At 31.8% G+C, this 23,287-nt stretch carries 20 protein-coding genes and 2 tRNA genes; 20 read left to right on the forward strand and 2 right to left on the reverse strand.

The window, feature by feature from the left end:
* Nucleotides 1-335 precede the first annotated feature (335 nt).
* The 7 genes from ABD935_RS13390 to ABD935_RS13420 all read left to right on the forward strand — a co-directional run bounded on the left by ABD935_RS13390 (nt 336) and on the right by ABD935_RS13420 (nt 7,329).
* Nucleotides 336-1,778, forward strand: coding sequence for a site-specific integrase (locus ABD935_RS13390; RefSeq protein ID WP_345192744.1), 1,443 nt, complete (start codon nt 336-338; stop codon nt 1,776-1,778).
* 32 nt (nt 1,779-1,810) lie between these two features.
* Complete coding sequence (locus ABD935_RS13395; protein WP_345192746.1) at nt 1,811-3,532, forward strand: type I restriction-modification system subunit M; 1,722 nt, start codon at nt 1,811-1,813, stop codon at nt 3,530-3,532.
* Nucleotides 3,526-3,879, forward strand: a complete 354-nt coding sequence (locus ABD935_RS13400) for a hypothetical protein (protein WP_345192748.1) — start codon at nt 3,526-3,528, stop codon at nt 3,877-3,879. Before ABD935_RS13395 ends, ABD935_RS13400 begins: the two co-directional genes overlap by 7 nt.
* Before the next feature lie 194 nt (nt 3,880-4,073).
* Nucleotides 4,074-5,348 carry a restriction endonuclease subunit S gene (locus tag ABD935_RS13405; RefSeq protein WP_345192750.1) on the forward strand — a complete coding sequence of 425 codons (1,275 nt, stop codon included), beginning with the start codon at nt 4,074-4,076 and terminating at the stop codon, nt 5,346-5,348.
* Between the two features lie 388 nt (nt 5,349-5,736).
* Entirely contained in the window at nt 5,737-6,414 is a 678-nt protein-coding gene (locus ABD935_RS13410) for a hypothetical protein (protein ID WP_345192752.1), read from the forward strand.
* Nucleotides 6,383-6,523 (forward strand): hypothetical protein, encoded by a 141-nt coding sequence (locus tag ABD935_RS13415; RefSeq protein ID WP_345192754.1) that lies wholly within the window; start codon nt 6,383-6,385, stop codon nt 6,521-6,523. Before ABD935_RS13410 ends, ABD935_RS13415 begins: the two co-directional genes overlap by 32 nt.
* A 191-nt stretch (nt 6,524-6,714) precedes the next feature.
* A complete protein-coding gene (locus ABD935_RS13420; RefSeq protein ID WP_345192756.1) occupies nt 6,715-7,329 on the forward strand; it encodes a recombinase family protein in 615 nt (204 codons plus the stop codon).
* Nucleotides 7,330-7,530: 201 nt separating this feature from the next.
* On the opposite strand, the gene ABD935_RS13425 is transcribed toward ABD935_RS13420, so the two are convergent.
* A complete protein-coding gene (locus ABD935_RS13425; protein WP_345192758.1) occupies nt 7,531-8,061 on the reverse strand; it encodes a hypothetical protein in 531 nt (176 codons plus the stop codon).
* Nucleotides 8,062-8,934: 873 nt separating this feature from the next.
* Nucleotides 8,935-9,007, reverse strand: a tRNA-Phe gene (locus ABD935_RS13430).
* 183 nt (nt 9,008-9,190) lie between these two features.
* Here ABD935_RS13430 and ABD935_RS13435 point away from each other — a divergent pair.
* From ABD935_RS13435 to ABD935_RS13490, 13 genes are all read left to right on the forward strand, one after another.
* On the forward strand, nt 9,191-9,922 hold the full coding sequence (locus ABD935_RS13435) for a type III pantothenate kinase (RefSeq protein ID WP_345192760.1): 732 nt from the start codon (nt 9,191-9,193) through the stop codon (nt 9,920-9,922).
* Nucleotides 9,919-11,223: a BamG family beta-barrel-assembly machinery protein gene (bamG, locus tag ABD935_RS13440; protein WP_345192762.1), complete on the forward strand. Its 1,305-nt coding sequence runs from the start codon at nt 9,919-9,921 to the stop codon at nt 11,221-11,223. The genes ABD935_RS13435 and bamG overlap by 4 nt, the downstream gene beginning before the upstream one ends.
* 18 nt (nt 11,224-11,241) lie before the next feature.
* A complete protein-coding gene (locus tag ABD935_RS13445) occupies nt 11,242-12,624 on the forward strand; it encodes a tetratricopeptide repeat protein (protein ID WP_345192765.1) in 1,383 nt (460 codons plus the stop codon).
* Nucleotides 12,624-13,178, forward strand: a complete 555-nt coding sequence (lptC, locus tag ABD935_RS13450; RefSeq protein WP_345192768.1) for an LPS export ABC transporter periplasmic protein LptC — start codon at nt 12,624-12,626, stop codon at nt 13,176-13,178. The genes ABD935_RS13445 and lptC overlap by 1 nt, the downstream gene beginning before the upstream one ends.
* Before the next feature lie 125 nt (nt 13,179-13,303).
* On the forward strand, nt 13,304-13,498 hold the full coding sequence (locus ABD935_RS13455) for a hypothetical protein (protein ID WP_345192770.1): 195 nt from the start codon (nt 13,304-13,306) through the stop codon (nt 13,496-13,498).
* Nucleotides 13,499-14,788 (forward strand): hemolysin family protein, encoded by a 1,290-nt coding sequence (locus ABD935_RS13460; RefSeq protein WP_345192772.1) that lies wholly within the window; start codon nt 13,499-13,501, stop codon nt 14,786-14,788.
* A gap of 290 nt (nt 14,789-15,078) precedes the next feature.
* Nucleotides 15,079-17,208 carry a peptidylprolyl isomerase gene (locus ABD935_RS13465; RefSeq protein ID WP_345192774.1) on the forward strand — a complete coding sequence of 710 codons (2,130 nt, stop codon included), beginning with the start codon at nt 15,079-15,081 and terminating at the stop codon, nt 17,206-17,208.
* 145 nt (nt 17,209-17,353) lie between these two features.
* Nucleotides 17,354-18,334, forward strand: a complete 981-nt coding sequence (gene trxB / locus ABD935_RS13470; RefSeq protein WP_345192864.1) for a thioredoxin-disulfide reductase — start codon at nt 17,354-17,356, stop codon at nt 18,332-18,334.
* A 174-nt stretch (nt 18,335-18,508) separates the two neighbouring features.
* Nucleotides 18,509-18,745, forward strand: a complete 237-nt coding sequence (locus ABD935_RS13475) for a GIY-YIG nuclease family protein (protein WP_345192776.1) — start codon at nt 18,509-18,511, stop codon at nt 18,743-18,745.
* A gap of 3 nt (nt 18,746-18,748) precedes the next feature.
* Nucleotides 18,749-18,823: transfer RNA gene (locus tag ABD935_RS13480), tRNA-Pro, on the forward strand.
* A 933-nt stretch (nt 18,824-19,756) separates the two neighbouring features.
* Nucleotides 19,757-19,843: a T9SS type A sorting domain-containing protein gene (locus tag ABD935_RS16655; RefSeq protein WP_425550222.1), complete on the forward strand. Its 87-nt coding sequence runs from the start codon at nt 19,757-19,759 to the stop codon at nt 19,841-19,843.
* Nucleotides 19,844-19,919: 76 nt separating this feature from the next.
* Complete coding sequence (locus ABD935_RS13485; protein ID WP_345192778.1) at nt 19,920-20,876, forward strand: sugar phosphate isomerase/epimerase family protein; 957 nt, start codon at nt 19,920-19,922, stop codon at nt 20,874-20,876.
* 100 nt (nt 20,877-20,976) lie between these two features.
* A complete protein-coding gene (locus tag ABD935_RS13490) occupies nt 20,977-23,286 on the forward strand; it encodes a chondroitinase-B domain-containing protein (RefSeq protein ID WP_345192781.1) in 2,310 nt (769 codons plus the stop codon).
* The last annotated feature ends 1 nt before the right edge of the window (nt 23,287 follow it).

Raw genomic sequence — 23,287 nt, forward strand, 5'->3', positions numbered from 1 at the left:
GATTTCTTCCTGTTTAGGCTTACTACTATTTTTGCATAACCCTAAAATCCCACAACTTTTTGACTTGACCCGTTTAATGATTACAGGTTGTCCCTAATATTATCTCCTTAAAAAGCGAAAACCCCATAAACATTGCTGTTTAAGGGGTTTTTTCTGTGGTACCTCCAGAACTATAATATTACCACTTCATTTTATTTCAAATCTATTCAATGCCTTTCATAATCTACAGTAATTAAAGGTATTTACAAATTAGTACTTTTCATTTAATTTCATAAAATATCATTTGATAACATAAAAAAACGCTGTAAATTACGCTGTTGAATCTATTATGTTACATGAGAAATCCAAAAATAAGGTATTATTTAGAAGCTAAATATAGTGATATCAATCAGAGAACTCGTCAGGAGCTTATCATGGCTGAAATTAATTATGGTTATAGCGTAATAGATAAAAATGGAAATAAGCGAAATAAACCCTTCAGGATTACGCTAGAAGCTACTATTCAACCAAAGAATTTTGGTTTGTCAAAAGAAAACTACAAATTTGATGAGGAAGTATTTAAACGATTTTCAAAATCTAATGCAACTATAAAAACCAAAATGCATTTGATGGAAACTGCAATTAATAAATTAACAAATAATTATTTAGTTAGTGGTGAGGTTCCAACACCAGAAGATTTTAAAAAAGCTTTAAAAATCGAATTAGGGCAAATAAAAGTCGTAAATGAAGTACAGCAAACCATTTTGGATTTTGTGTATAGTAAAATTAAGTCTGATGAAGAAAATTTACAAATATCGCAAAAGAAGGGAATTAGTGAAGGTACAATAAAATGTTATAGAACTTTATCACACCATATTGAAAATTATCAAATTGCTACAGGTGATATATTAACTTTTGGGAATTTTGATGATTCAAAATATTGGATTTTTTGGAGAGTATTAAATGATATTTTTAAAGATAAAATCGAACTTAAAAACCCTAATCAGCCCAGAAAGCAACGCAAAAATAAAAATGGTTATACATCGAATGCACTTCAAAGATATCAAAAAAACCTTTTAGCGGTGTTGAGGCTAGCAAAAAAGAAATATTCAATAGCACTAGATTTAGATGATGAAACTTTAACATTGGAAGATTCTGAAAGCATGAAGGATTTTTATGTTGATGAAGTAGAGTTACAAAAGATTATAAATACGGATGTATCGTTTGATGTTAAAATGCAAAGAGCAAAAGAGTATTCAATAGTAAGCAGTTTGACCGGTTTGAGGTTTGGAAGTATGGAAGATATAATAAATAAAGATGTACAAATTTATAGTGATGATGGTTATGATTTTAAATATGTGCATAGTAAACATTTCAAAACAAATACGGAAGTTTGTATTCCATTATTAAAGCCAGTGATTGATATAATTAATAGTCATGGTGGGAAATTTCCAAGATTCACGAACAACCCAACAATTAATGAAGATTTAAAATCTTTGTTTAATTATGTGAAAATTAATGATTTGGTTACCCTAACCAGAGTAACGTTTAATGATGGAACAATAATTGAAAAAGTACCAAAATCAGAAGCCATTAGTACACATGATTTCAAGAGTAGTTTTTATTCTAATTTATATAAAAGGAAGTTGAAAGCTTCAATAATTGACAACATTACGCATCCTGATAGAGCACCAAAAAATCCAATGGCGAGAATTTATAATAAAACAGATATGCTGGATAAAGCAAAAATGTTTATTGATGAAATAAACAAAATCAATTCAGAGATATATAAGATGTAAACTTATATTTGTTGCAATTACAAAATGATACTATGACTTTAATAGATATACTTAAAGATTCCAATTATAAATTAACACAGTTTACAGCAGAGCAAATAACTGCTTTAGAAGACTCAATTTTCATAAAAGAAGTTCGAGGAAAGGAAACGCCTTATATTACTTGTTTGGTACGTAAAAAGGATATTAAACTAACACCAGAGGAAGCGGTTAGACAATTATATGTTCAGGTTTTAGCTGATGATTATGGTTATTCAACCGATAGAATGGAACTGGAATACTCGGTAAGTTTTGGGCGTGAAAAAAAACGTGCCGATATTGTAATATTCGACAAACAAAAGACCACATCTATTTACATGATGGTCGAATTAAAGAAGCCAAAATTAAAAGATGGTAAAGAACAGCTAAAATCTTATTGCAACGCTACAGGCGCACCTATTGGCGTGTGGAGTAATGGTGATAGTATAAGTTATTACAATCGTAAAGACCCTAATTATTTTGAAGATATACCAGATATTCCAAAAGCTACTGAGAAGCTTTCAGATATATTAACTGAGCGTTGGACAATTGATGATTTAGTTAAAAAAGATAAACTGGTAACAGAGCGTAAGTCGTTAAAAGATTTAATTCTGGAAATGGAAGATGAGGTTTTGGCAAACGCTGGTGTTGACGTGTTTGAAGAACTGTTTAAATTAATTTTCACTAAGCTTTTCGATGAAATGGAAAGTGGACGAAATAAATCCAGACATTTAGAATTCAGAAATTATGGCGATACCGAAACAGAGTTAAAAGCCAAAATTCAAGCGGTATTTGATAGAGCAAGAGGAAAGTGGGAAGGCGTGTTTACAGACGATTCAAAATTGATGTTAACGCCATCGCATTTATCGGTTTGTGTGTCATCGTTACAAAATGTAAAGTTGTTCAATTCTAATTTAGACGTTGTAGATGAAGCGTTTGAGTACCTCATCAATAAAAGCAGTAAAGGTGAGAAGGGGCAGTATTTTACACCACGTTATGCAATTGATATGTGTGTTAAAATGTTGAACCCGCAACAGCATGAAACGGTAATTGATACGGCTGCGGGAAGTTGTGGATTTCCAGTACACAGTATTTTTCATGTGTGGGAACAGATACTAAAAGAAAAAGGATTGCCAAAGAGCCATTTGTTTACTACAGAAGAAAAACCAGTTGAATGTATAGATTATGTGCAAAACAAAGTATTTGCAATAGATTTTGATGAAAAGGCGGTGCGTGTTGCCAGAACATTAAACTTAATTGCGGGTGATGGACAAACAAATGTATTGCACCTCAACACGCTAGATTGGGAGCGATGGGATGAGAAAACGGAAGATGAAGAATGGCAAGACACGTATTTTGAAGGATGGAAAAAACTTAAAAAATTAAGAAAGGATAAAAAGAGTAACAGAGATTTTGAGTTTGATGTGTTAATGGCAAACCCACCATTTGCGGGTGATATTAAAGAAAGTAGAATATTATCAAAATACGAATTAGGAAAAAAACCAAACGGTAAATATCAAACTAAAGTAGGACGGGATATATTATTTATAGAACGTAATTTAGATTTTTTAAAGTCTGGTGGACGTATGGCGGTGGTATTGCCTCAGGGGCGTTTTAATAACAGTTCAGATAAAGCAATTCGAGATTATATTGCTGAAAGATGCAGAATTTTAGGGGTTGTAGGTTTAGATGGGAATGTATTTAAACCACACACAGGAACAAAAACCAGTGTGTGCTAGTGCAAAAATGGGATGATAAGCTTTGCCCGAAAAAAGAAGATTACCCGATTTTCTTTGCTACAATGCAAGAGTCTAGTAAAGATAATAGTGGTGAAAAAATATTTGTAAAGAAAAATGATTTTCCTAAAGGGTCAAAAGCAACGGCATCTATTGAAGAAGTGGCAGAACCTATTGACCATTATGACGAAACAGCAAAAGATATAGATGAATATTTATTGGATAGCCACGGGCATTTAATAGTAAAACATGATTTATTCAATCACGATGGTTTAACTAAAGATGGTATTGCAGAAGCTTTTAATGAGTTTGCTAAAAAAGAAAAACTATCATTTGCGGGAAAGCTTTAAGCCCTTTTGATGAGGTAAAGTATAATACTTTATTAAAAGGGCTAGAAATAAGTATTTTGAATTTATCTGAAGTAATGACAGATAATGAAAATAGAAGAATTGATAGTGAGTATTTTAGAAAGCAGTTTCTGCAATTTTTTAAAAATGTACCTAATCTTAGACCATTAAGTTATTTCGTTAAAGAGGGGTATAGGGTGGTTTATGAAAACACGAAAATTATCGCCAAAAAAGAAGCTGAGAAAGAAGGGTTCCCTTATTTTTTACAGGCGACTGATTTAGATACGCCATTTATTAATACATCAAGTTTATTTCACGTAAATAATGGCGATTGGTTGAGGTATCCAAAAGGTAGAATAAAAAAGGGTGAAATTTTAATCGAAGTTAAAGGAAAGATTGATAAAGTTTCCATTGTTCCAGATGATTTTCCTCAAAAAACGTTAGTTTCTGGAAGTCTATTTAAACTTTCCGTTAATAATGAAATAAGTAAAAATGTTTTACTGTGTTATTTAATTTGTAGTTACGGTGTTGCTTTTAAGGATAGATTCAAAACTAATTTATTGATTTCTTATGTTAGCAAGCCAGATTTGTATAGAATTCCTGTTCCAAGCTTTTCTGATAGTTTTCAGCAAAAAGTAGATAAAATATTTAATGTAATATTTGAATCAAAAAAAATATCTTCTAAAATATATCAACAAGCAGAAAAAATATTACTTAAAGAAGTGGGTTTGGATACTTTTGAACCAAGTAAAGAAGCTGTTAATATTAAAAGTTTTAAAAATAGTTTTGGAGTTACAGGTAGGTTAGATGCAGAATATTATCAATTAAAATATGAAGATGTAATAACTAAGGTTATAGAGCAAAACCACGATAAACTAATTAATCTGGTATCAATCAAAAAATCTATGGAGCCCGGTTCTGCTAACTATTCTGATGCAGGTTTGCCATTTATGAGGGTTGCGGATTATGATAAATCTGGCTTAACAGAGCCTAATAAGAAAGTTTCATTCGATTTTGTGAGTGAGTATGCAGACAAAATAAAGAAACTCAAACCAAAAAAAGGAACAATTTTATTTTCAAAAGACGGTAGTGTAGGTACTGCCTATCATTTAAGAAAAGATTTTAATGGTATTACCTCTAGCGCAATTCTGCATTTAAGTATTAAAGACAAAACAAAAGTATTACCAGAATATTTAACATTAGCATTAAATTCTAAAGTGGTTAAGATGCAAGCGGAACGTGATGCTGGTGGTTCTATTATTTTGCATTGGCGAGTTGGTGAAATAGAAAATGTAGTTGTGCCAATCATAGATTATGATAAACAAATACAAATTGCAAAACTAGTTGAAGAAAGCTTTAAGCTAAAAAAACAAAGTGAGCATCTATTAGAGGTAGCCAAAACAGCCGTTGAGATTGCAATCGAACAAAACGAGAAAAAAGCCATGGAATATATAAACTCTAATACTAATTAGTACTTCACTTAGTTTATTTGCACGACACGTTTTTGTTCTGCGATTCCAAACATGATAAAAAGCACCGGGTTCTCTGGTGCTTTTGATTTATAGTTGATTTTATATTCAAAATACTCGTTTTGCGTATCTCACCTTGCTAATACGGGGTTGTTGTTGCCTATTAAGCCATCCCACATCCGTTTAAACTTTTAGTGTTTTTTGGATATTTAAAGTAAGTGTGACGCTTTTGTCATTATTGATATTGTGGTGTAAAAATAAAATTTCAAGTTTTTTTATGCCAAAATCGACACTTTGCAATTATTTCAGATACTTATATATAGTAACGCTTGATTAAACCTCTTGTATAGACTAATAGCGTTTTATAATAACTAGAGATAATACAATAAATATGAAATATGAAAACATTGATGCATTTGCTAAAAGAGTTGGTAAAAGCCGAAGAACAATCCATCGGTTCTATAATAAAAATCCTGAACTTAAAGAAGAAAGGAAGTGGAAAGGTCGAAAAGTAATATTTCCGATTAGCCATACCAAGTTTTGGAATACAGAGGTTATGTTTGATGAAAATAAAACTTTGAATGTTTCAAATCGCAAGATGAGAAGCTTACTTGATTACTTACACGAAAACAAAAACCCATTAGCCAATAAATTTTGGGGATTAGATTGGTCGTATTTTGTTTCGGTAGATTATAAGCATGAGCGCAGTAAAAATTATAGTATTACCATGATGAACAAACTATATGATACGATAGACAATAAGTTTGGTGATACAACTACAATAAGATTGTATTTCACCACAGAGCCATTTGCTAATCGCAATAATGGTCAGCATAACCATTTAGTGATTTATATTGAAAACGAACTTTTTAAACCATTGGTGCTAAACCAAATAAAGAATTTTTTTAAATATGACAGGGTAGATAGTTCAGATTACACAAAATATGAAGGTGGTTTGTTTTACATGGCAAAAGAAGGAACACAGGGAACAGATTGGGATATACTAGGAAATAATTTACGTGAAGAAGGAATTAAATATGAAAATAAAGGTTACCAAAAAGCAGTTTGAGCTATTACTCCGAAATTTTGATTTAATTGGAAACAGAGGTCTGGAATTACAGATGAGTGGAAAATTGGCTAAAATGCTATATCCAAATAAATCTGATGGTAACGATTAAATTTTATCGTAATGGTATCAAAAATATTCTTTGATTAGAATGCGTACTGTTTTTAGATTATAGTCAAACCGTAGTACGGAACAATAAATGTTAACTACGGTTTTATTATGTTTTTTGTGTACTAATAATAACCACCCTAAAATTAGTATATATAAAATGTAATATGTATCTTTGTATCAAATAATAAATATATGAGAGCTAGGTATAATAGAATTTCAACCTCAAACCAGAGATTAGAGAGGCAGCTGGTAAAGCAGTCTGATGGCGAGGTTGTTTTTAATGATGTTATAAGTGGAAGTATTCCTTTTTCTGAACGTCCGCAGGGTATGAAGCTTATAGAGGCTATTGGTGGTGGTGAAATTAATTATATATCTGTTTCTTCTATTGATAGGTTAGGGCGTAATACATTGGATATATTACAAACAATCGAATTATTTAATAATAAGGGAGTAACGCTAAAGGTGGATAATTTAGGAATTGAGAGTATTACAAATGGAAAGCCAAACCAAGTTTTTAATCTTATTGTTAGTGTAATGGGTAATGTTGCTACAATGGAGCGTGAAGCACTATTGGAGCGTCAGAAAGAGGGTATTGCCATAGCAAAAGCTAACGGAACATATAAAGGCAGGGTGAAAGGTTCTAAAGAAAGTGATGCAGAGGTGCTAACAAAATATAAAGATGTTGTAAAGTTTCTTAAAATGTCTAAATCTTTGCGTGACATCAGTTCTAGGTGCAACATATCACTGGCGACTGTGCAAAAAGTAAAGCGAATATTAAAAAAACAAAATAATCTCACAGTATCATGATAACATATCGAGGAAAAATACGCATCGATGGTGTCGGGACGGCAATTGATGTTTCAACGTCAGCAAGCAGTCCATCAGCTGCTAAAAAAATTATTGAAAACATGTATCAAGTGAAGCACTGGGTAAACCAGATGAGTAGGTTTTAGGTTGTCAAAATGTTTATAACTTGCTGAACGTTATTTTCTAATTTGGATAAGTGTTTTAATGAAAAAGTGTTAATTCTTCAATTGAGCCAGAATATGTTCCTTCTATAGTATCGACAAACTCAAGGCTGTGAACATCATATAAATTTAATGAGTAATAAATTTCAATTTGACCACCTGAATAATTTAAGATTTCGATTCTCGAGTTATCGGTATCATTAACTGGTATATAATAATCACTAGTACCTATTTCAGAATCATGTAAATTATTATATAAATCAAACCATTCAAGAACTAAATTTGAGGATTCATTGTAAGCATATACCCCAGTTTCTATAGTCAATTCTTCTTCAGTACTAATATCAAAAGTTAACCAAGCACCATCTCCTGCAAAAAATCCAATATCACCTTCTAAAGAAACATCTAATCCACTTGTTAGCAATGAAACTCTTATAGAATTCCCCCAATCATCACCATTTTCAAAATATGCTTTATCAAAACTTAAATTAAAATTATTAGAGTTATTTTCGGAATCTGATGAACATGAAACAAAAAATGTAGCTAGAAGTATTAAGAATAGTTTTCTCATATTTAAATTTGGGTTTTAAAGTGAATTTTTTTATGAACATTGATTGCAAGAACAAATATAACTTTTTTATATAAGTTATGAGGACTCATGCAGTCATTAAATAGATTGTGTTTAAGTATGTCTTTTCAATGTTAAAATCCAGCTACTTCCAAAAAATCAATCACAAACTGATTCAGGTTCGTAATCAATACTAGATGCAACAAATACACCCAAACCAATGTTTAAGAAACATTTGCCCAGAATTTCAGGCTACCAAAGACAAAGTTGTTAAGTTGAGTTGAAAAATTAATGATTTTGCTACATTTTTGCTATAAAATGTAAAAATCCCAGTAAAACCGGGCTTTGTAGTAGCGGGAACTGTACTTAGATTTTAGGCGATTTTATAAAACATCAAAAAAATATTCATAATAACTTGTATTTTTTTTCATTCTGTAGTATAATTGCTCAAACTGGTATGAATTAGAGTAAGTTGGAAGGTTTTACTCATATATGTTTATATTAGATTAGCGGGACTGTTACGCTTCATCTTCTGCATTCTTTGCCGATACAGTAAATAATATAATCTCCAAAAAAATACTTATTACGTTATGGAAGCTTTACTTACAAGCAAACAGGTGATGAGATTACTAAATATAAAGAGTCAAACAACGCTAATTAAATATGAACGAGAAGGTTTAATTAAAATTGAAAGACGATTTGGAAACCAAAAAAGGTATAATGCTAAGTACATACAGAGGTTTTTAGGTAATTGAATGAATGGAAGGAGGCGATGAGCTTCCTTTTTTTTACACAAACAAAACGCTGTAAAAAACACAGGAGCAACAAAAAACCCTTAGTAATCATCTGATTATTAAGGGTTTATAAAACTTTAAGTGGTACCTCCAGGAATCGAACCAGGGACACAAGGATTTTCAGTCCTTTGCTCTACCAACTGAGCTAAGGTACCTCGCCAAAGCGGTTGCAAATATATATTCATTTTTGTTATTCGCCAAATGAAAGTTGTAAAAAATCATTTTATTCGCTTAATTTTTTTTAAAGTGTCATTAACTGATTTGTAATTAATAATATAGCTTCAATTGCGACTGTTTATTGTTGCTCATTTTGTAAATTTACAGCTTTTTGAAGGGAGATGAATTTAATTATAGATGTTGGTAATTCTTTTGTAAAGCTTGCTGTTTTTAAAGGAAAGAAGCTTAAGTACAAAGAAAAGGTTAAGCTTGACGACGCTTTGGTTAATATAAAGGCTTTAAAGAAGAAGTATAATGCTATTGAAAAAACTATTATATCTTCGGTTGGAAAACTAAAGAAAACAGACGTTAAGGCTATCGCTAAATTTTTTGACGTATTGGTTTTAGATTCTAAAACGAAGTTGCCATTCAAAAACCTATATAAAACACCTGAAACTTTAGGAGTGGATAGAATAGCTTTGGTTTGCAGTGCTGTTAATCAGTTTCCTCATAAAAACACCCTTATTATAGATGCTGGTACTTGCATAACCTATGATTTTGTAACGTCCGATAATGAATACCTAGGTGGAGCCATTTCACCAGGTTTACGTATGCGCTATAAATCTTTAAATAATTTAACAGCAAATTTACCGTTATTAGAATCAGAAATACCAAATGACATTATTGGAAATTCTACAGATGAATCCATACATTCTGGTGTGGTTAACGGTATTTTAAAAGAAATAGACGGCGTTATAGATACTTATAAACTTAAATATTCAGATTTAACAGTAATTTTAACAGGAGGTGATGCTAAATTCTTGTCTAAACAATTAAAAAGTAGCATATTTGCCAATTCAAATTTTCTTTTAGAGGGATTGAACTATATTTTACAATTTAACACAAACGAATGATAAAAAAACTTGTATTAGTTTTTATTGCAGTATTTGCAATTCACAGTTATGGTCAAGAAGGAACGGCTTCGCCTTATTCTTTTTATGGTATTGGAAGCCTTAAATTTAAAGGTACTGTAGAGAATAGAAGTATGGGAGGCTTAAGTATTTATACGGATAGTATTCATGTTAATTTACGCAACCCTGCGTCGTATGCTGGTAATAATTTAGCGCTTTGGGGTGATGAAAGTAGACCTGTTAAATTTACGGTTGGAGGAAGTTATACGAGTACAGATATAAAAAGTAATTCTAGTGCTGCGAATGCCTCATCTTCAACTTTTGATTATTTAGCGTTATCAATTCCCATGGGTAAATTTGGTTTTGGTTTTGGATTATTGCCTTACACATCGGTTGGTTATAAGTTAGAATCTTTAAATGGTAGTGGCGATATTGAAAATAGATTTAAAGGCGAAGGCGGACTTAATAAAGTGTTTCTTGGTTTTGGTTATCAAATAGCAGAAGGGTTGTCAATAGGAGCAGATATACAATATAACTTCGGAAATATTCAAAATAGTACGGTTGAATATCAATATGATGGTGGTGTGCCTATTCAATACCAATCTCGTGAAAACAATAGATCGGATTTAAGTGGGGTAAATTTAAATATAGGACTATCCTATAAAAAAATGTTAAATGAGAATTTAGAACTTGTTTCTGGTATAACATTTACTCCAGAAAGTAGTTTAACATCAAATAATGAAAGGTCTTTTTCAACTATAACAACAAATTCAAGTTCTGGTCAAGAATTTGAATTGAATACGGTTGATGTCGATTTAGAAGCTATAGGCTTGTTGGAAACCGATTTAGTGTTACCTTCTAAATTTTCAATCGGTGCAGGTATTGGTGAACCAAGAAAATGGTTCGTGGGTATTGAATCTGAATATCAAAAAACCAGTAATTTCTCAAATGCATTGTACAGTAGTGGCGCCACAACCTATGAAGATGCTAGTGCTTTATCAATAGGAGGCTTTTTTATTCCTCAGTATAATTCTTTTTCAAGCTTCTTTAAACGAGCTGTTTATAGAGCAGGTATACGCTTTGAAAATACAGGCTTAGTAATAAAAAATGAATCAATAAACGAGTTTGGCATATCTTTTGGGTTAGGGTTACCAGTAGGGAATTATTTCTCTAATGCAAATTTAGGTTTCGAGATAGGAAAACGCGGAACTACCAATAGCAATTTAATACAAGAGGATTTTGTTAAATTCCAATTAAGTTTATCTTTGAACGACAGATGGTTCAATAAAAGAAAATATGACTAACAGCATAAAATTATTATCATGAAAACAAAAATTACATTAGTACTATCATTATTATTTATTGGATTAAATTTCGGTTATGCACAACAAGATGAAGAGTGCCTGACTAAGCTTTCTATATTCCATGAATATACAAAAGCAAAAAACTTTGATGCCGCTTACGAACCTTGGATGGCAGTAAGAAATAAATGTCCAAAATTTAATAATGCTATATATGTAGATGGCGAGAAAATCTTAGAGCATAAAATCGATAATGCTACGGGTCCTGATAAAGTAACATTTATTAACGATCTTTTAAAGCTTTGGGAACAAAGAGCAGAGCATTTTGCGAGTAAAACACCTAAGGGTGAATATGCAGCTCAAGCATGCCAATTAATGTATGATAATAGAAAAGAGTTAGCTAAGACTGATGATGAATTATACGCGTGTTTTGATGCTGCTTATAAATTAGATAAAGATACATTTACAAACCCTAAGAGTTTATATACCTATTTTTCTTTAATGGTTGATTTGTATGATGCCGGAAAAAAACCAGCTAAAGATTTATTTAATAAATACGATGATATAGTTGAGAAAGTAGAAGATGAAGTTAAAAACTATTCTATAAAGCTTAATAAAGTTATTGAAAAAGAAGATTCAGGAACTGCTTTAACAAAAAAAGAAGGGCAATATAAAAGATTTTATGAAAGCTATTTAAAGGCTTATGATCAAATTTCTGGAAGTATTGACCAAAAATTAGGAGACAGAGCAAATTGTGAAAACTTAATTCCTTTATACCAAAAAGATTTTGAAGAGAATAAAAATAATGCCCTTTGGTTACAAAGAGCAGCTGGTAAAATGTCTGAAAAAGAGTGTACAGACGATCCTTTATTCTTTAAGTTAGTTAACGCATACCATGAGTTAAGTCCGTCTGCTAATTCAGCTTATTACTTAGGTATCTTAAAAGATAAAGAAGGTAAATCTAATGAGGCTATAGGGTTTTACAAACAAGCTATTTCATTAGAAACAGACGACTTTAAAAAGTCTAAACTTAATAACAGAATAGGTTTAAAATTAAAAGCAAGAGGGAGTTATGGGCAAGCTAGAGGTTTCTTTAGAGAGGCTTTAAAGTTAAACCCTTCAAACGGACGTCCATATTTATCAATTGCGGCTATGTATGCTGCTAGTGCAAATAATTGTGGAGACAGTAACTTTAATAAAAGAGCCGTGTATTGGTTAGCTGCTGATGAAGCTAAAAAAGCAGCTAGAGTAGATCCTACCCAAAAGAGCAACTCCGCAAAATCCGTTGCTAATTATATGGCAAAAGCACCTTCAAAAGCAGATATTTTTACCTGTGGTTGTTCTGGTCAGGTCATTAAAATTTCTTGTTGGATTGGAGCATCCGTTACAGTGCCAAGCATTTAATGAGAAAACAAATTACATATAATATACTAAACATAGTCACAGTAATTACTGTGACTATGTTTTTTTCATGTAAAGACAGTTTTAAGCAAGTTCAGAAAATTGGTATTTCAGAGAACGAACCTATTGGTGAGGACTACAATGTCAATTTGAAATATACAGATTCAGGAAGAGTTACTGCAAATTTAATAAGTACTAAATCTTTAGATTATTCTAACAGAGATTTTCCGTTTAATGAGTTTGTAGATGGTGTTACGCTGCATGTTTATGACAAAGACAATAATAAAAGTACTGTGACTGCGGACTACGCTATTGTTTATAGTAACACAGATTTGATTGAAATGCAAAACAATGTGGTTATTACAACACATGATGATAAGGTTTTAAAAACAGACCAATTGTTTTATGATAAAAGCAAAGAATGGTTATTCACCAACGAACCTGTTTCTTTTAAAACTGAAACTGATATTATTAACGGTAATGGTTTTGATTCAAATTCTAAATTCACAAATGCCGAAGTATTAGAAGTAACTGGTATTATTACTCTTGAAGATTAATTAAACGTCATTGCAAGGCGTTTTTACAACCTAGCAACTTGCCGAATTTATTCCCTTAAAACAGTAACTTAAATATAATCACCTCTTTCTCAATTTTAAGTATCTTTACACTTTAATTATTTAATATGAAATATTCTAAAATTTTTCTATACGCTTATATCGTTTTTGCTGTTTATTTTGCATATACAGCTATCACTAGATATGTAAATACAGGTGTTATTGATTATCCTTCAATATTACTTTCGGCTACTGCTATTTTTGTGTTTTTCTTCAGAAAAAACTTTATAAAAAAGTTTGATAATAAAAACAATTCAAAATAAATGACCATTTATGTTATCATCATAATTGTATCATTAATTCTTTCGGCCTTTTTCTCAGGTATGGAGATTGCTTACGTATCTTCAAATAAAATTCATATAGAAATTGAGAAAAAGCAAGATGGTGTTGTTGCTAAGGCCTTGGGTAAACTTACAGCAAAACCATCGAAATTTATAACCACTATGCTTATTGGCAACAATATAACTCTGGTTATTTATGGGTTTTTTATGGGCGATTTGCTAGTAAACTGGTTTCAATCATTGCTGCCAACGTCCTATGGTTTTCTTGATTATGCACTTACCGATTTAAGTTTGCTATCTCAAACCATTATATCAACTTTTGTTATTTTAATTACAGCAGAATTTTTACCAAAAGTGTTTTTTCAAATATATTCAAACACTTTGATTAAAGCATTGGCTATTCCAGCATATATGTTTTATTTGTTATTTACTTTGATTTCCGATTTTGTAATTTGGATTTCAGATTTTGTACTCAAAGTTTTTTTCAAAACAGATGGCGACCAAATTCAATTAGCGTTTACAAAAGTGGAACTTGGTAATTATATAAGTGAACAAATGGAGTCCGTTGAAGCGCATGATGATGTGGATACCGAGATACAGATTTTTCAAAATGCACTAGAATTTTCCGAAGTAAAGGCTCGAGAAGTTATGGTGCCACGTACCGAAATTATAGCGGTGGAAATTACCAATTCTGTAAAATCATTAAACACCCTTTTTACAGAAACCGGACGTACCAAAATACTAGTTTATAAGGACACTATTGATGATATTGTAGGTTATGTGCATTCTTTTGAATTGTTCAAAAAAAAGAAAGATATTAAATCTATGATAACGCCTGTGGAGTTTGTTCCAGAAACGGTGCTAATAAAAGATGTGCTTAATGTGCTCATTAAAAAACGAAAGAGTATTGCTGTGGTTTTAGATGAATATGGTGGGACATCAGGCATTATGACTGTTGAAGATATTGTTGAAGAGCTGTTTGGTGAAATTGAAGATGAACATGATTCAGTAGATTTAATAGAAGAAGCCTTAACAGATGATACCTATAAGTTTTCAGCACGATTAGAAGTAGATTATATTAACGAAACCTATAAAATTAATCTTCCTGAAAGCGAAAACTTCGAAACTCTTGGGGGACTGATTGTTAACCATACCGAAGAGATTCCTGCCCAAAATGATATTGTTAAAATTGATACTTTTCAATTTACAATTTTAGAAGTATCTAATACAAAAATTGATATGGTAGAACTTAAAGTGTTAGAAGCAGATTAATAGCAAGTCGCAGTTCTCAATAGTAATAATTAGTTGATTTATCGATAGTTTTTAGTAAAAGTTTAGGTTCCGTAATTTAAGTGATTATTGAAAAGAGTTCATCTTAAAATCTACAAACTGCTTAACAACATAGAACTCTGCAACAAACAAGATAACAAATAGCAAATAACCCTTTTATTATTGAATTGAAAATGGTATTTTCGCGCACGATATTTTTGTCGATTTATTGTAATTGACACCAACTTAACAAGCAAATCCCAATTACGGGTTATTAAAAATTTAATTTACAAATGGCAGTTTTAAATAAGATAAGACAACGTTCACTATTCTTAATATTAATTATAGCATTAGCGCTATTTTCTTTTGTATTAGCAGATTTGTTTAAAAATAGTGATGCACTTACTTCTAAATCACAGAATATAGTAGCAACTATAAACGGTAAGGATATTTCTCGCGAAGACTTTCTTCAAAAAGTAGAAGTGGCACAAAGGCAAATGGGGCCTAGTGCAACTAATACTCAAGTTATGAATAGAGTATGGGATCAAGAAGTGAGGCAAGCTGTTATGGAAACACAATATGAGGAATTAGGGATTTCTGTTGAAAAAGATCAAATGAGAGATTTGCTAAAAACATCTTTGGCTACGAGTCCTGAATTTTTAAACGAAGCTGGATTGTTTGATGAAAATAAACTAAACGAATATATAGCGAATTTAAAAGAAACATCACCTCAAGGTTTTGAAGGTTGGGTGAATTACGAAAAACAGATAGCTGCAAATGCATTAAGCCAGAACTATTTTAATATGGTTAAAGCAGGTTTAACAGGTACATTGGCAGAAGGCGAATTAGAGCATAACTTAGAAGGTAATAAAGTAGATATTAAATATGTGCAAGTATCTTATGCTTCAATTCCTGACAGTATTGTAGAAGTGTCTAAATCTGATATTTCTAATTATATAAAAGCAAATAAAAAACAATTTAAAGTTGATGCGTCTAGAGATATTCGTTTTGTAGAGTTTAAAGAAGTAGCTTCTGTTGAAGATGAAAACGCTATTAAAACAGAGCTAGAAACTTATGTTAATGGAAGAGTTGTTGATGAAACGGGAAGAAAAGATACTATTGTAGCATTTTCTAAAGTTAAGAATAACGAAGATTATATTAACTTAACTGCTGCTTCAGATGTAAAGTTCGATAAACGTTTTATCTTTAAATCTAACTTGCCAACAGAATTTGCCGATGCTATTTATAATTTGAATGAAGGCGAAGTTTATGGTCCTTATAAAGATAATGGTGCTTTTAAAGTAACCAAAGTAATTGCTGTTAAGCAAATTCCTGATTCAGCTAAAGTAAGACACATCTTAATTCCTTTTATAGGTGCTCAAAGTGCTGCTCCAGAAGTTACACAAACGGAAGCAGAAGCTAAAAAAACAGCTGATAGTTTGTTAACAATATTAAAGTCTAATCGTTCTAAATTTTCAGAATTTGTAACCAATTTTTCTTCAGACCAAGGAAGTGTAGCTAAAGAAGGACGTTATGATTGGCATCCATACAATACCATGGTGCCTGAGTTTAATGATTTTGAATTTGAAGGTAAAACAGGAGATTTAGGCGTTGTTAAAACAGCATTTGGATTTCATATTATAGAAGTTGAAGGCCAAAAGAATAAGAAGAAAGCGATTCAAATTGGAACCATATCAAGAAAAATTGAGCCTTCTGAAGCGACAAGTGATAAAGTATTTAGAGATGCTTCAAACTTTGAAATAAATGCTGGTAAAAGTGATTTTGAAATCATTGCCAAAGAAAATAATTATGTAGTACGACCAGTAAATGGTATTAAGGTTTTAGATGAAACCATTCCAGGAGTTGGGAATCAAAGACCAATCGTTCGTTGGGCTTTTGAAGAAGATGCTGAGGTAGGCGATATTAAGCGTTTCAATATTCCCGGAGGTTATGTTATAGGGCAATTAGTTGCAAAACATAAAGAGGGATTAATGTCTGTTGAAGATGCCACTGCTAAGGTGTTGCCAATTATTAGAAAAGAAAAGAAAGCAAAACTTATTAGAGATAGGGTGTCTGCAACGACTTTGGAAGATGTAGCAGCTGCAGAGAAAACTACAGTAAGAACAGCTAATGGCATTACTATGAAAAACCCAACTATTTCAGGAGCAGGAAGAGAGCCTTTGGTTGTTGGTGCTGCCTTTGGATTAAAAGAAGGAGAAACTTCAAAATTAATTGATGGAGCTAACGGCGTTTACATGATTCAAGTCGTTAAAGAAATACCAGCAGTTGAATTAGAAAACTACCAAGCAGCCGCTAATAGGGTAGAACAACAAAAATCAAGTGTAGTTAACTCAAAACTATATAACGCTTTAAAAGAAGCCGCAGATATAGAGGATAATAGAGCTAAAACTCAAGTTCAATAAAAGCAAAATTATATTTTAAAATGAGCCTCGTTTATCGAGGCTTTTTTATATAGTTTAAGCTTATTTTTTTATAAAAACTGTTGATAACTTAACTGTAAGTTTTCTATCAAAAAACCTATTTTTGTTTTGACAAAAAGATAATATGATGTCTGATACAATAGAAAAAGTAAAGTGTTTGATAATTGGCTCTGGACCTGCCGGTTATACGGCGGCTATATATGCTGCAAGAGCTAATATGAAACCTGTTTTATACCAAGGAACACAACCAGGTGGACAATTAACAACAACGAATGAGGTCGAAAATTTCCCTGGATATCCTGACGGAGTTACCGGACCAGAAATGATGATGCAGTTACAGGCTCAGGCTGAACGTTTTGAAACTGACGTGCGTGATGGCTGGATAACTAAAGTTGATTTTTCTGGAGATGTTCATAAAGTATGGGTTAATGATGTAAAAGAAATTCATGCCGATACAATCATCATTTCAACCGGAGCTTCGGCAAAATACTTGGGATTAGATTCTGAACAGAAGTATTTAAAACTAGGCGGAGGGGTGTCTGCCTGTGCAGTTTGTGATGGTTTCTTTTATAGAAATCAAGAAGTGGTACTAGTTGGAGCAGGAGATTCTGCGTGTGAAGAAGCACATTACTTATCTAAACTTTGTAAAAAAGTAACTATGATAGTAAGACGCGATGTGTTTAGAGCTTCTAAAATTATGGCAGCTAGAGTTAAGAATACGGAAAACATAGAAATTTTATTCAATACAGAAACCGATGAGGTTTTGGGTGATGGACAAGTTGTAACAGGAGTAAGAGTATTTAATAATCAAACTCAAGAGAAACATGAGATTCCTGCAACTGGATTTTTTGTTGCTATTGGCCACAAACCAAATACTGATATTTTTAAAGGTTTCTTAGATCTAGATGAAACAGGGTACATAATCAATGTTCCAGGAACCTCAAAAACAAATATTGATGGTGTTTTTGTTTCTGGTGATGCGGCAGACCATGTTTACAGACAAGCAGTAACTGCTGCTGGTACAGGTTGTATGGCAGCACTTGATGCAGAACGTTATTTGGCGGCGAAGGACTCATCTTTTGAAGTGTCTACTTCCACTTATAATTAACTTATTTGATTTTATATAAATTTTAAGCCGAAGCATTTGCTTCGGCTTTTTTGTTTTGTAATTATTTGAAAATATGTTTTCTTTGGTGTATGTTTTTAAACGGGATGTGGCGCAGTCCGGTTAGCGTATTACGCCATGGCGTAATGGTCGCCAATTATCAATAAAGTTTTTTTTTTGGAATTCAAAGTCTATATAATATTTAGTAAAAAATTAAACCGATATTATGCTGGTCATACAAACAATTTAGAAAAGCGTTTGAATACACATAATAGTGGAGGTAAAAAATACACAAGTAAGGGTGTGCCTTGGTTTTTGGTAAAAACATATAATTGCAGTTCGCGTTCAGAAGCAATGCAAATGGAAAGAAAAATTAAAAAACGAGGTATTAAAAGATATCTTGATGAGAATTAAAAACGGGATGTGGCGCAGTCCGGTTAGCGTACACGGCTGGGGGCCGTGTGGTCGCAGGTTCAAATCCTGTCATCCCGACTAAGCGAAAAAGTAATTCCGTGCAACTAAATCACTTTTTTGTTTATGGAATCGTCCAAAACAAAGTTTTGGAAAGAGATTGGAAAAAAAGGGTAGAAGCGCTAGCTTCATTTTTCCATTTGCAAAGAGGGTTTATTAGGATTATTTAAATCCTGTCATCCCGACTAAATAGGAGTTAATAGATAAAAAACAGAATTGGAAATACTCAAGAACCAGTTTCTTTTTAAGTAAAAACTGAAGACTTAAAAAAGGTTTAAAATTTACTGTTCAATAATTTATATTGACCTAATTAAAATAATCAAACAAAATTTCAATAAAAACAAAAGGTTTCAATTATCGGATAGTTTCACATAACAATTTTGAATATTGATATTTGTATTTCAGAAATTGCTATTAGCGTGAGTGTTTCCCTATCTATTCGTGCTTGTGTTTTTTAACATAAATTCATGATATAGTTATCTTGCTTGTCTAAGAAAAGCACTTTTTCAATAGCATTTGTTTTACGGTTCAATATCAAGTTTTTACTTAAATTATTTTTGATCATTATTATCTCCATTAAATAGTAACACCCTAAGATTTTTATGTTAAAAATTTTGAAGAATGCAAATTTATGTATACATTTGGAAAACCAAATTGGTAAACCAATTTGAAAAACCAACATAGATCTACTGCAAACCCCGTTCCTTTGTTGTAAATAAATAATAATCAACTGGTGGAAAATCAAATTGAAAACAAAATGGCTTTTAAAAAAAAATCTAACGCATTATGAATACTATTGGTGTTCTGTTTGTGTTTTAATTACGGATGGAGTCATAATCCAAGTATGCAAATTATTGTAGAGTTTCTTTAAGTAGATGGCGGTATGCAAGCGCAAACAGCAGATGCTACCATAAGTTGGGCGGGTGGTTTGCAGTCTGGTGCTCCGCAATAAATTTGATATCAAGGTTATGTAGAGGTGTTTATTTTTTAAAAGTAAATACCGATAATAGGAGTACAATTAAAAAAATAATAGTTGAGTAGTTAGTTTAGTTTAAAAAAGCCTCTTATTAAATTAAAAGGCTTTTTTTATTTAACTTAACGAGTTTAAATTAAACATATGGTATCAAAAAATCGGCGAGAGTTTATAAAAAAGTCAACTTTAGCATTAGGAGCAATACCTTTTGTTGGTTTTCCAAAAAACACACTTAATTGGGATATCGGTTCGTTAAATGATGAGTTGTCTATAAACATATTCTCTAAACACCTTCAGTTTTTAGATTATAAAACTACTGGTAAAATGGCTGCGGAAATCGGGTTTTCTGGAGTCGATTTAACGGTTAGACCAAAAGGGCATGTGTTACCGGAATATGTTAAAAAAGATTTGCCAAAGGCGATAGCCGATATTAAATTGGGAGGCTCTCAATGCGAAATGATAACCACTAGTATTGAAAACGTAAACAATCAGTTTGATGTCGATATTATAAAAACAGCTGCACAATATGGTGTTAAATATTACCGAACCAATTGGTTTGAGTATTTCGAGGATAAATCTTTAGAAGAAACAATTGAGGTATATAAAAATCAAATAAAGGACTTAAGCCATTTAAATGCAAAGCATAATATAATTGGCTGTTATCAAAATCATGCTGGTGTAAAAGTAGGTGCTTCGTTTTGGGAAATTAAGGCCATTTTGGAATCAGCAAACAAACAATACTTTGGAACCCAATACGATATTCGTCACGCCATGGCAGAAGGTGGGCATTCATGGGTAAATGGATTAAATCTTTTACAAAATCATATTAAAGTTATCGTGTTAAAAGATTTTAAATGGGGAAAGGTTCATGGACAATGGAAGCCGGTTAATGTTCCTATAGGCGAGGGTATGGTAGATTTTGATAAATATTTTAAACTGTTGAAAAAATATAAATTGAAACCTCCAGTATCCCTTCACTTAGAATACGATTTAGGAGGAGCGGAAAAAGGTTTAAGCGAAATTTCTGTAGATAAAAAGGTGGTATTTGATGCTATGAAAAGAGATTTAAATGCCGTACAGAAATTGTGGAAAGAAGCCTGATAAACCGGGTTATTATTTATAAAATAAAAAAAATAGAAATCAATCTTATCAAGAAAAAATCCAAATGAATTACACTGTTAATTACTTACGATCATTTAAAATGAATAATTCCATATTTGTGTATTTATGTGTTTTACTCTTCAGTTTTGGCTGTAAAGAAGTGTCAACAAAAAGCACGATACAAGTGGCTAATATAGCAGAGCTTAATGATGCCGTAAAAAATGCAAAACCTGGAGAAAACATTGTATTGGCAAATGGAGTCTGGAAAGATGTTCAAATTAAATTCACGGGAAAAGGAACTGACAATAATCCAATAACCATTAAAGCAGAAACGTCTGGTGAAGTATTTATTGAGGGTGTTTCTAACTTAGAGATTAGTGGTGAATATTTGGAAGTCGAAGGGTTGTTTTTTAGAAACGGGCAATCTCCTACCAGTAACGTAATAGCATTTAGAACTAGCGAGAAAGATGTTGCAAATAATTGTAGCGTTTCTAATTGTGTGATTCTAGACTTTAATAACCTAGAACGTGATAAGGATAATCTTTGGGTGCAGTTTTACGGAAAACACAATACACTAGATCACTGTTATCTTGCTGGTAAAACAAATGGAGGACCAACTGTTAGAGTAGACTTAAAAGGAAACCAAAGTATTAGAAATTACCACCAAATTGTAAACAATCATTTTGGCCCAAGACCTCGAAAAGGTGGAGCAAGAGGAGAAACTATTCAGTTAGGAAGTAGTTTTACATCTATGTCTCCAAGTAACACAACTATTGCAAATAATTTATTTGAGGCATGTAATGGTGAGGTTGAAATAATTTCAAGTAAAACAAATTTTAATATCATTAAAAATAACGTATTCTATAAAAGTGAAGGGTCTGTTGTAACAAGACATGGTAACTACTGTTTAATTGATGGAAACTACTTTATTGGAGATGGAGAGAATGAAAATTATGGTGGAATTAGAATTGTAAATACTGGCCACTGGGTTACAAATAATCTTTTTTACAATTTAAAAGGACAAAACTTTAGAAGCCCATTAGCAATAATGAATGGCATTCCTAAATCACCTTTAAACAGATATAATCAAGTTACAGATGTAGTAGTAGCTTATAATACTTATGTAGGCTCTAATTCGCCATGGCAATTTGGTGTAGGCACAAATATTGCGCAATCAGATGTGTTACCAAAATCAGAAATTCGTTCAGCAAGACCATTAAGAACTGAGGTTGTAAATAACGTAATTTACAATTCTGTTGGTGATGCGAATCCAATAATTGAACATGACAAAGCAGATGGCGTTACTTTTGCAAGCAACATTATTCATAATGATGGTGTTGAATTTGCAAAACGAGATGGTTTAACTCCTGCAGAACTTACATTAACTAATATTGGGTCAGATATTTCTGCACCAATTACCGGGTTTGATGATGTGGAAATTTATAATGGTTTTGATTTTGAAACAATTACAGAAGATTTATTAGGAAAACCAAGAAGTAAATCAAATCAAATAGGAGCCATTTTAAACTCAGGAAACATCAATTTAGATGTATTAGACAAAACTAAATACGGAGCAAATTGGTACTCTAATGTTGTTGAAGCTAAAGAACCAACAACTCATACTGTAAAAAATAGCGATGAATTAGTTGCAAAGTTGAAAGTAGCTGATAATGGTGATGTAGTTGAATTGAATGATGGTTCTTATGCAATTACAGAATCATTAATCATAAATAAAACAATTACAATTCAATCTAAGGGAAAAGCTGAAATTTTATATGATGGAGCTGCAAATACTCCTGCTTTAGCACTACATCCTTATGGGAAATTAACATTAAAAAACCTCAAACTAAAAGGAACAAATACTCAATATGCATTTGCAAGCTTAAAAGAGAATATGTCCAATCATTTTGGTTTAGAAGTGTTAGATTCTGAAATAAGTAATTTTAACTTTGCATTAAAAGTTTACAAACAGTCGTTCGCAGAAGAGATTCTATTTAAAAACACATCAATTTCAAACTGTAAGAACGGCCTAGAATTATCTGAAGAAACCAATGATAAAGGTGATTATAATACAGAATATTTAACTATAAATAACTGTAATTTCAATAACGTAGAACAAAATGTTATTGATTATTACAGAGGTGGTTATGATGAATCTACTATTGGTGGAAATCTATTATTATCAAACAGCACATTTACAAATTGTGGTGCCAAAGAGAAGAACCGCATGTTATTGAATCATAGAGGTATTGTAAATGTAAACATTACAAAAAACACATTTAAAAATAATCCTGTTGAATATGTTGCGATACTTTGGGGGGCAAAAAACAATGTGGAGTCAGAAAATATTTTAAGTAATTCGGGTAAAATAAAAACTGAGGAAAACTTGAAAATGAAATTGATGTACTAAA

It is taken from the genome of Algibacter agarivorans, from assembly GCF_039543245.1.
In the GTDB taxonomy this organism is placed as follows: domain Bacteria; phylum Bacteroidota; class Bacteroidia; order Flavobacteriales; family Flavobacteriaceae; genus Algibacter_G; species Algibacter_G agarivorans.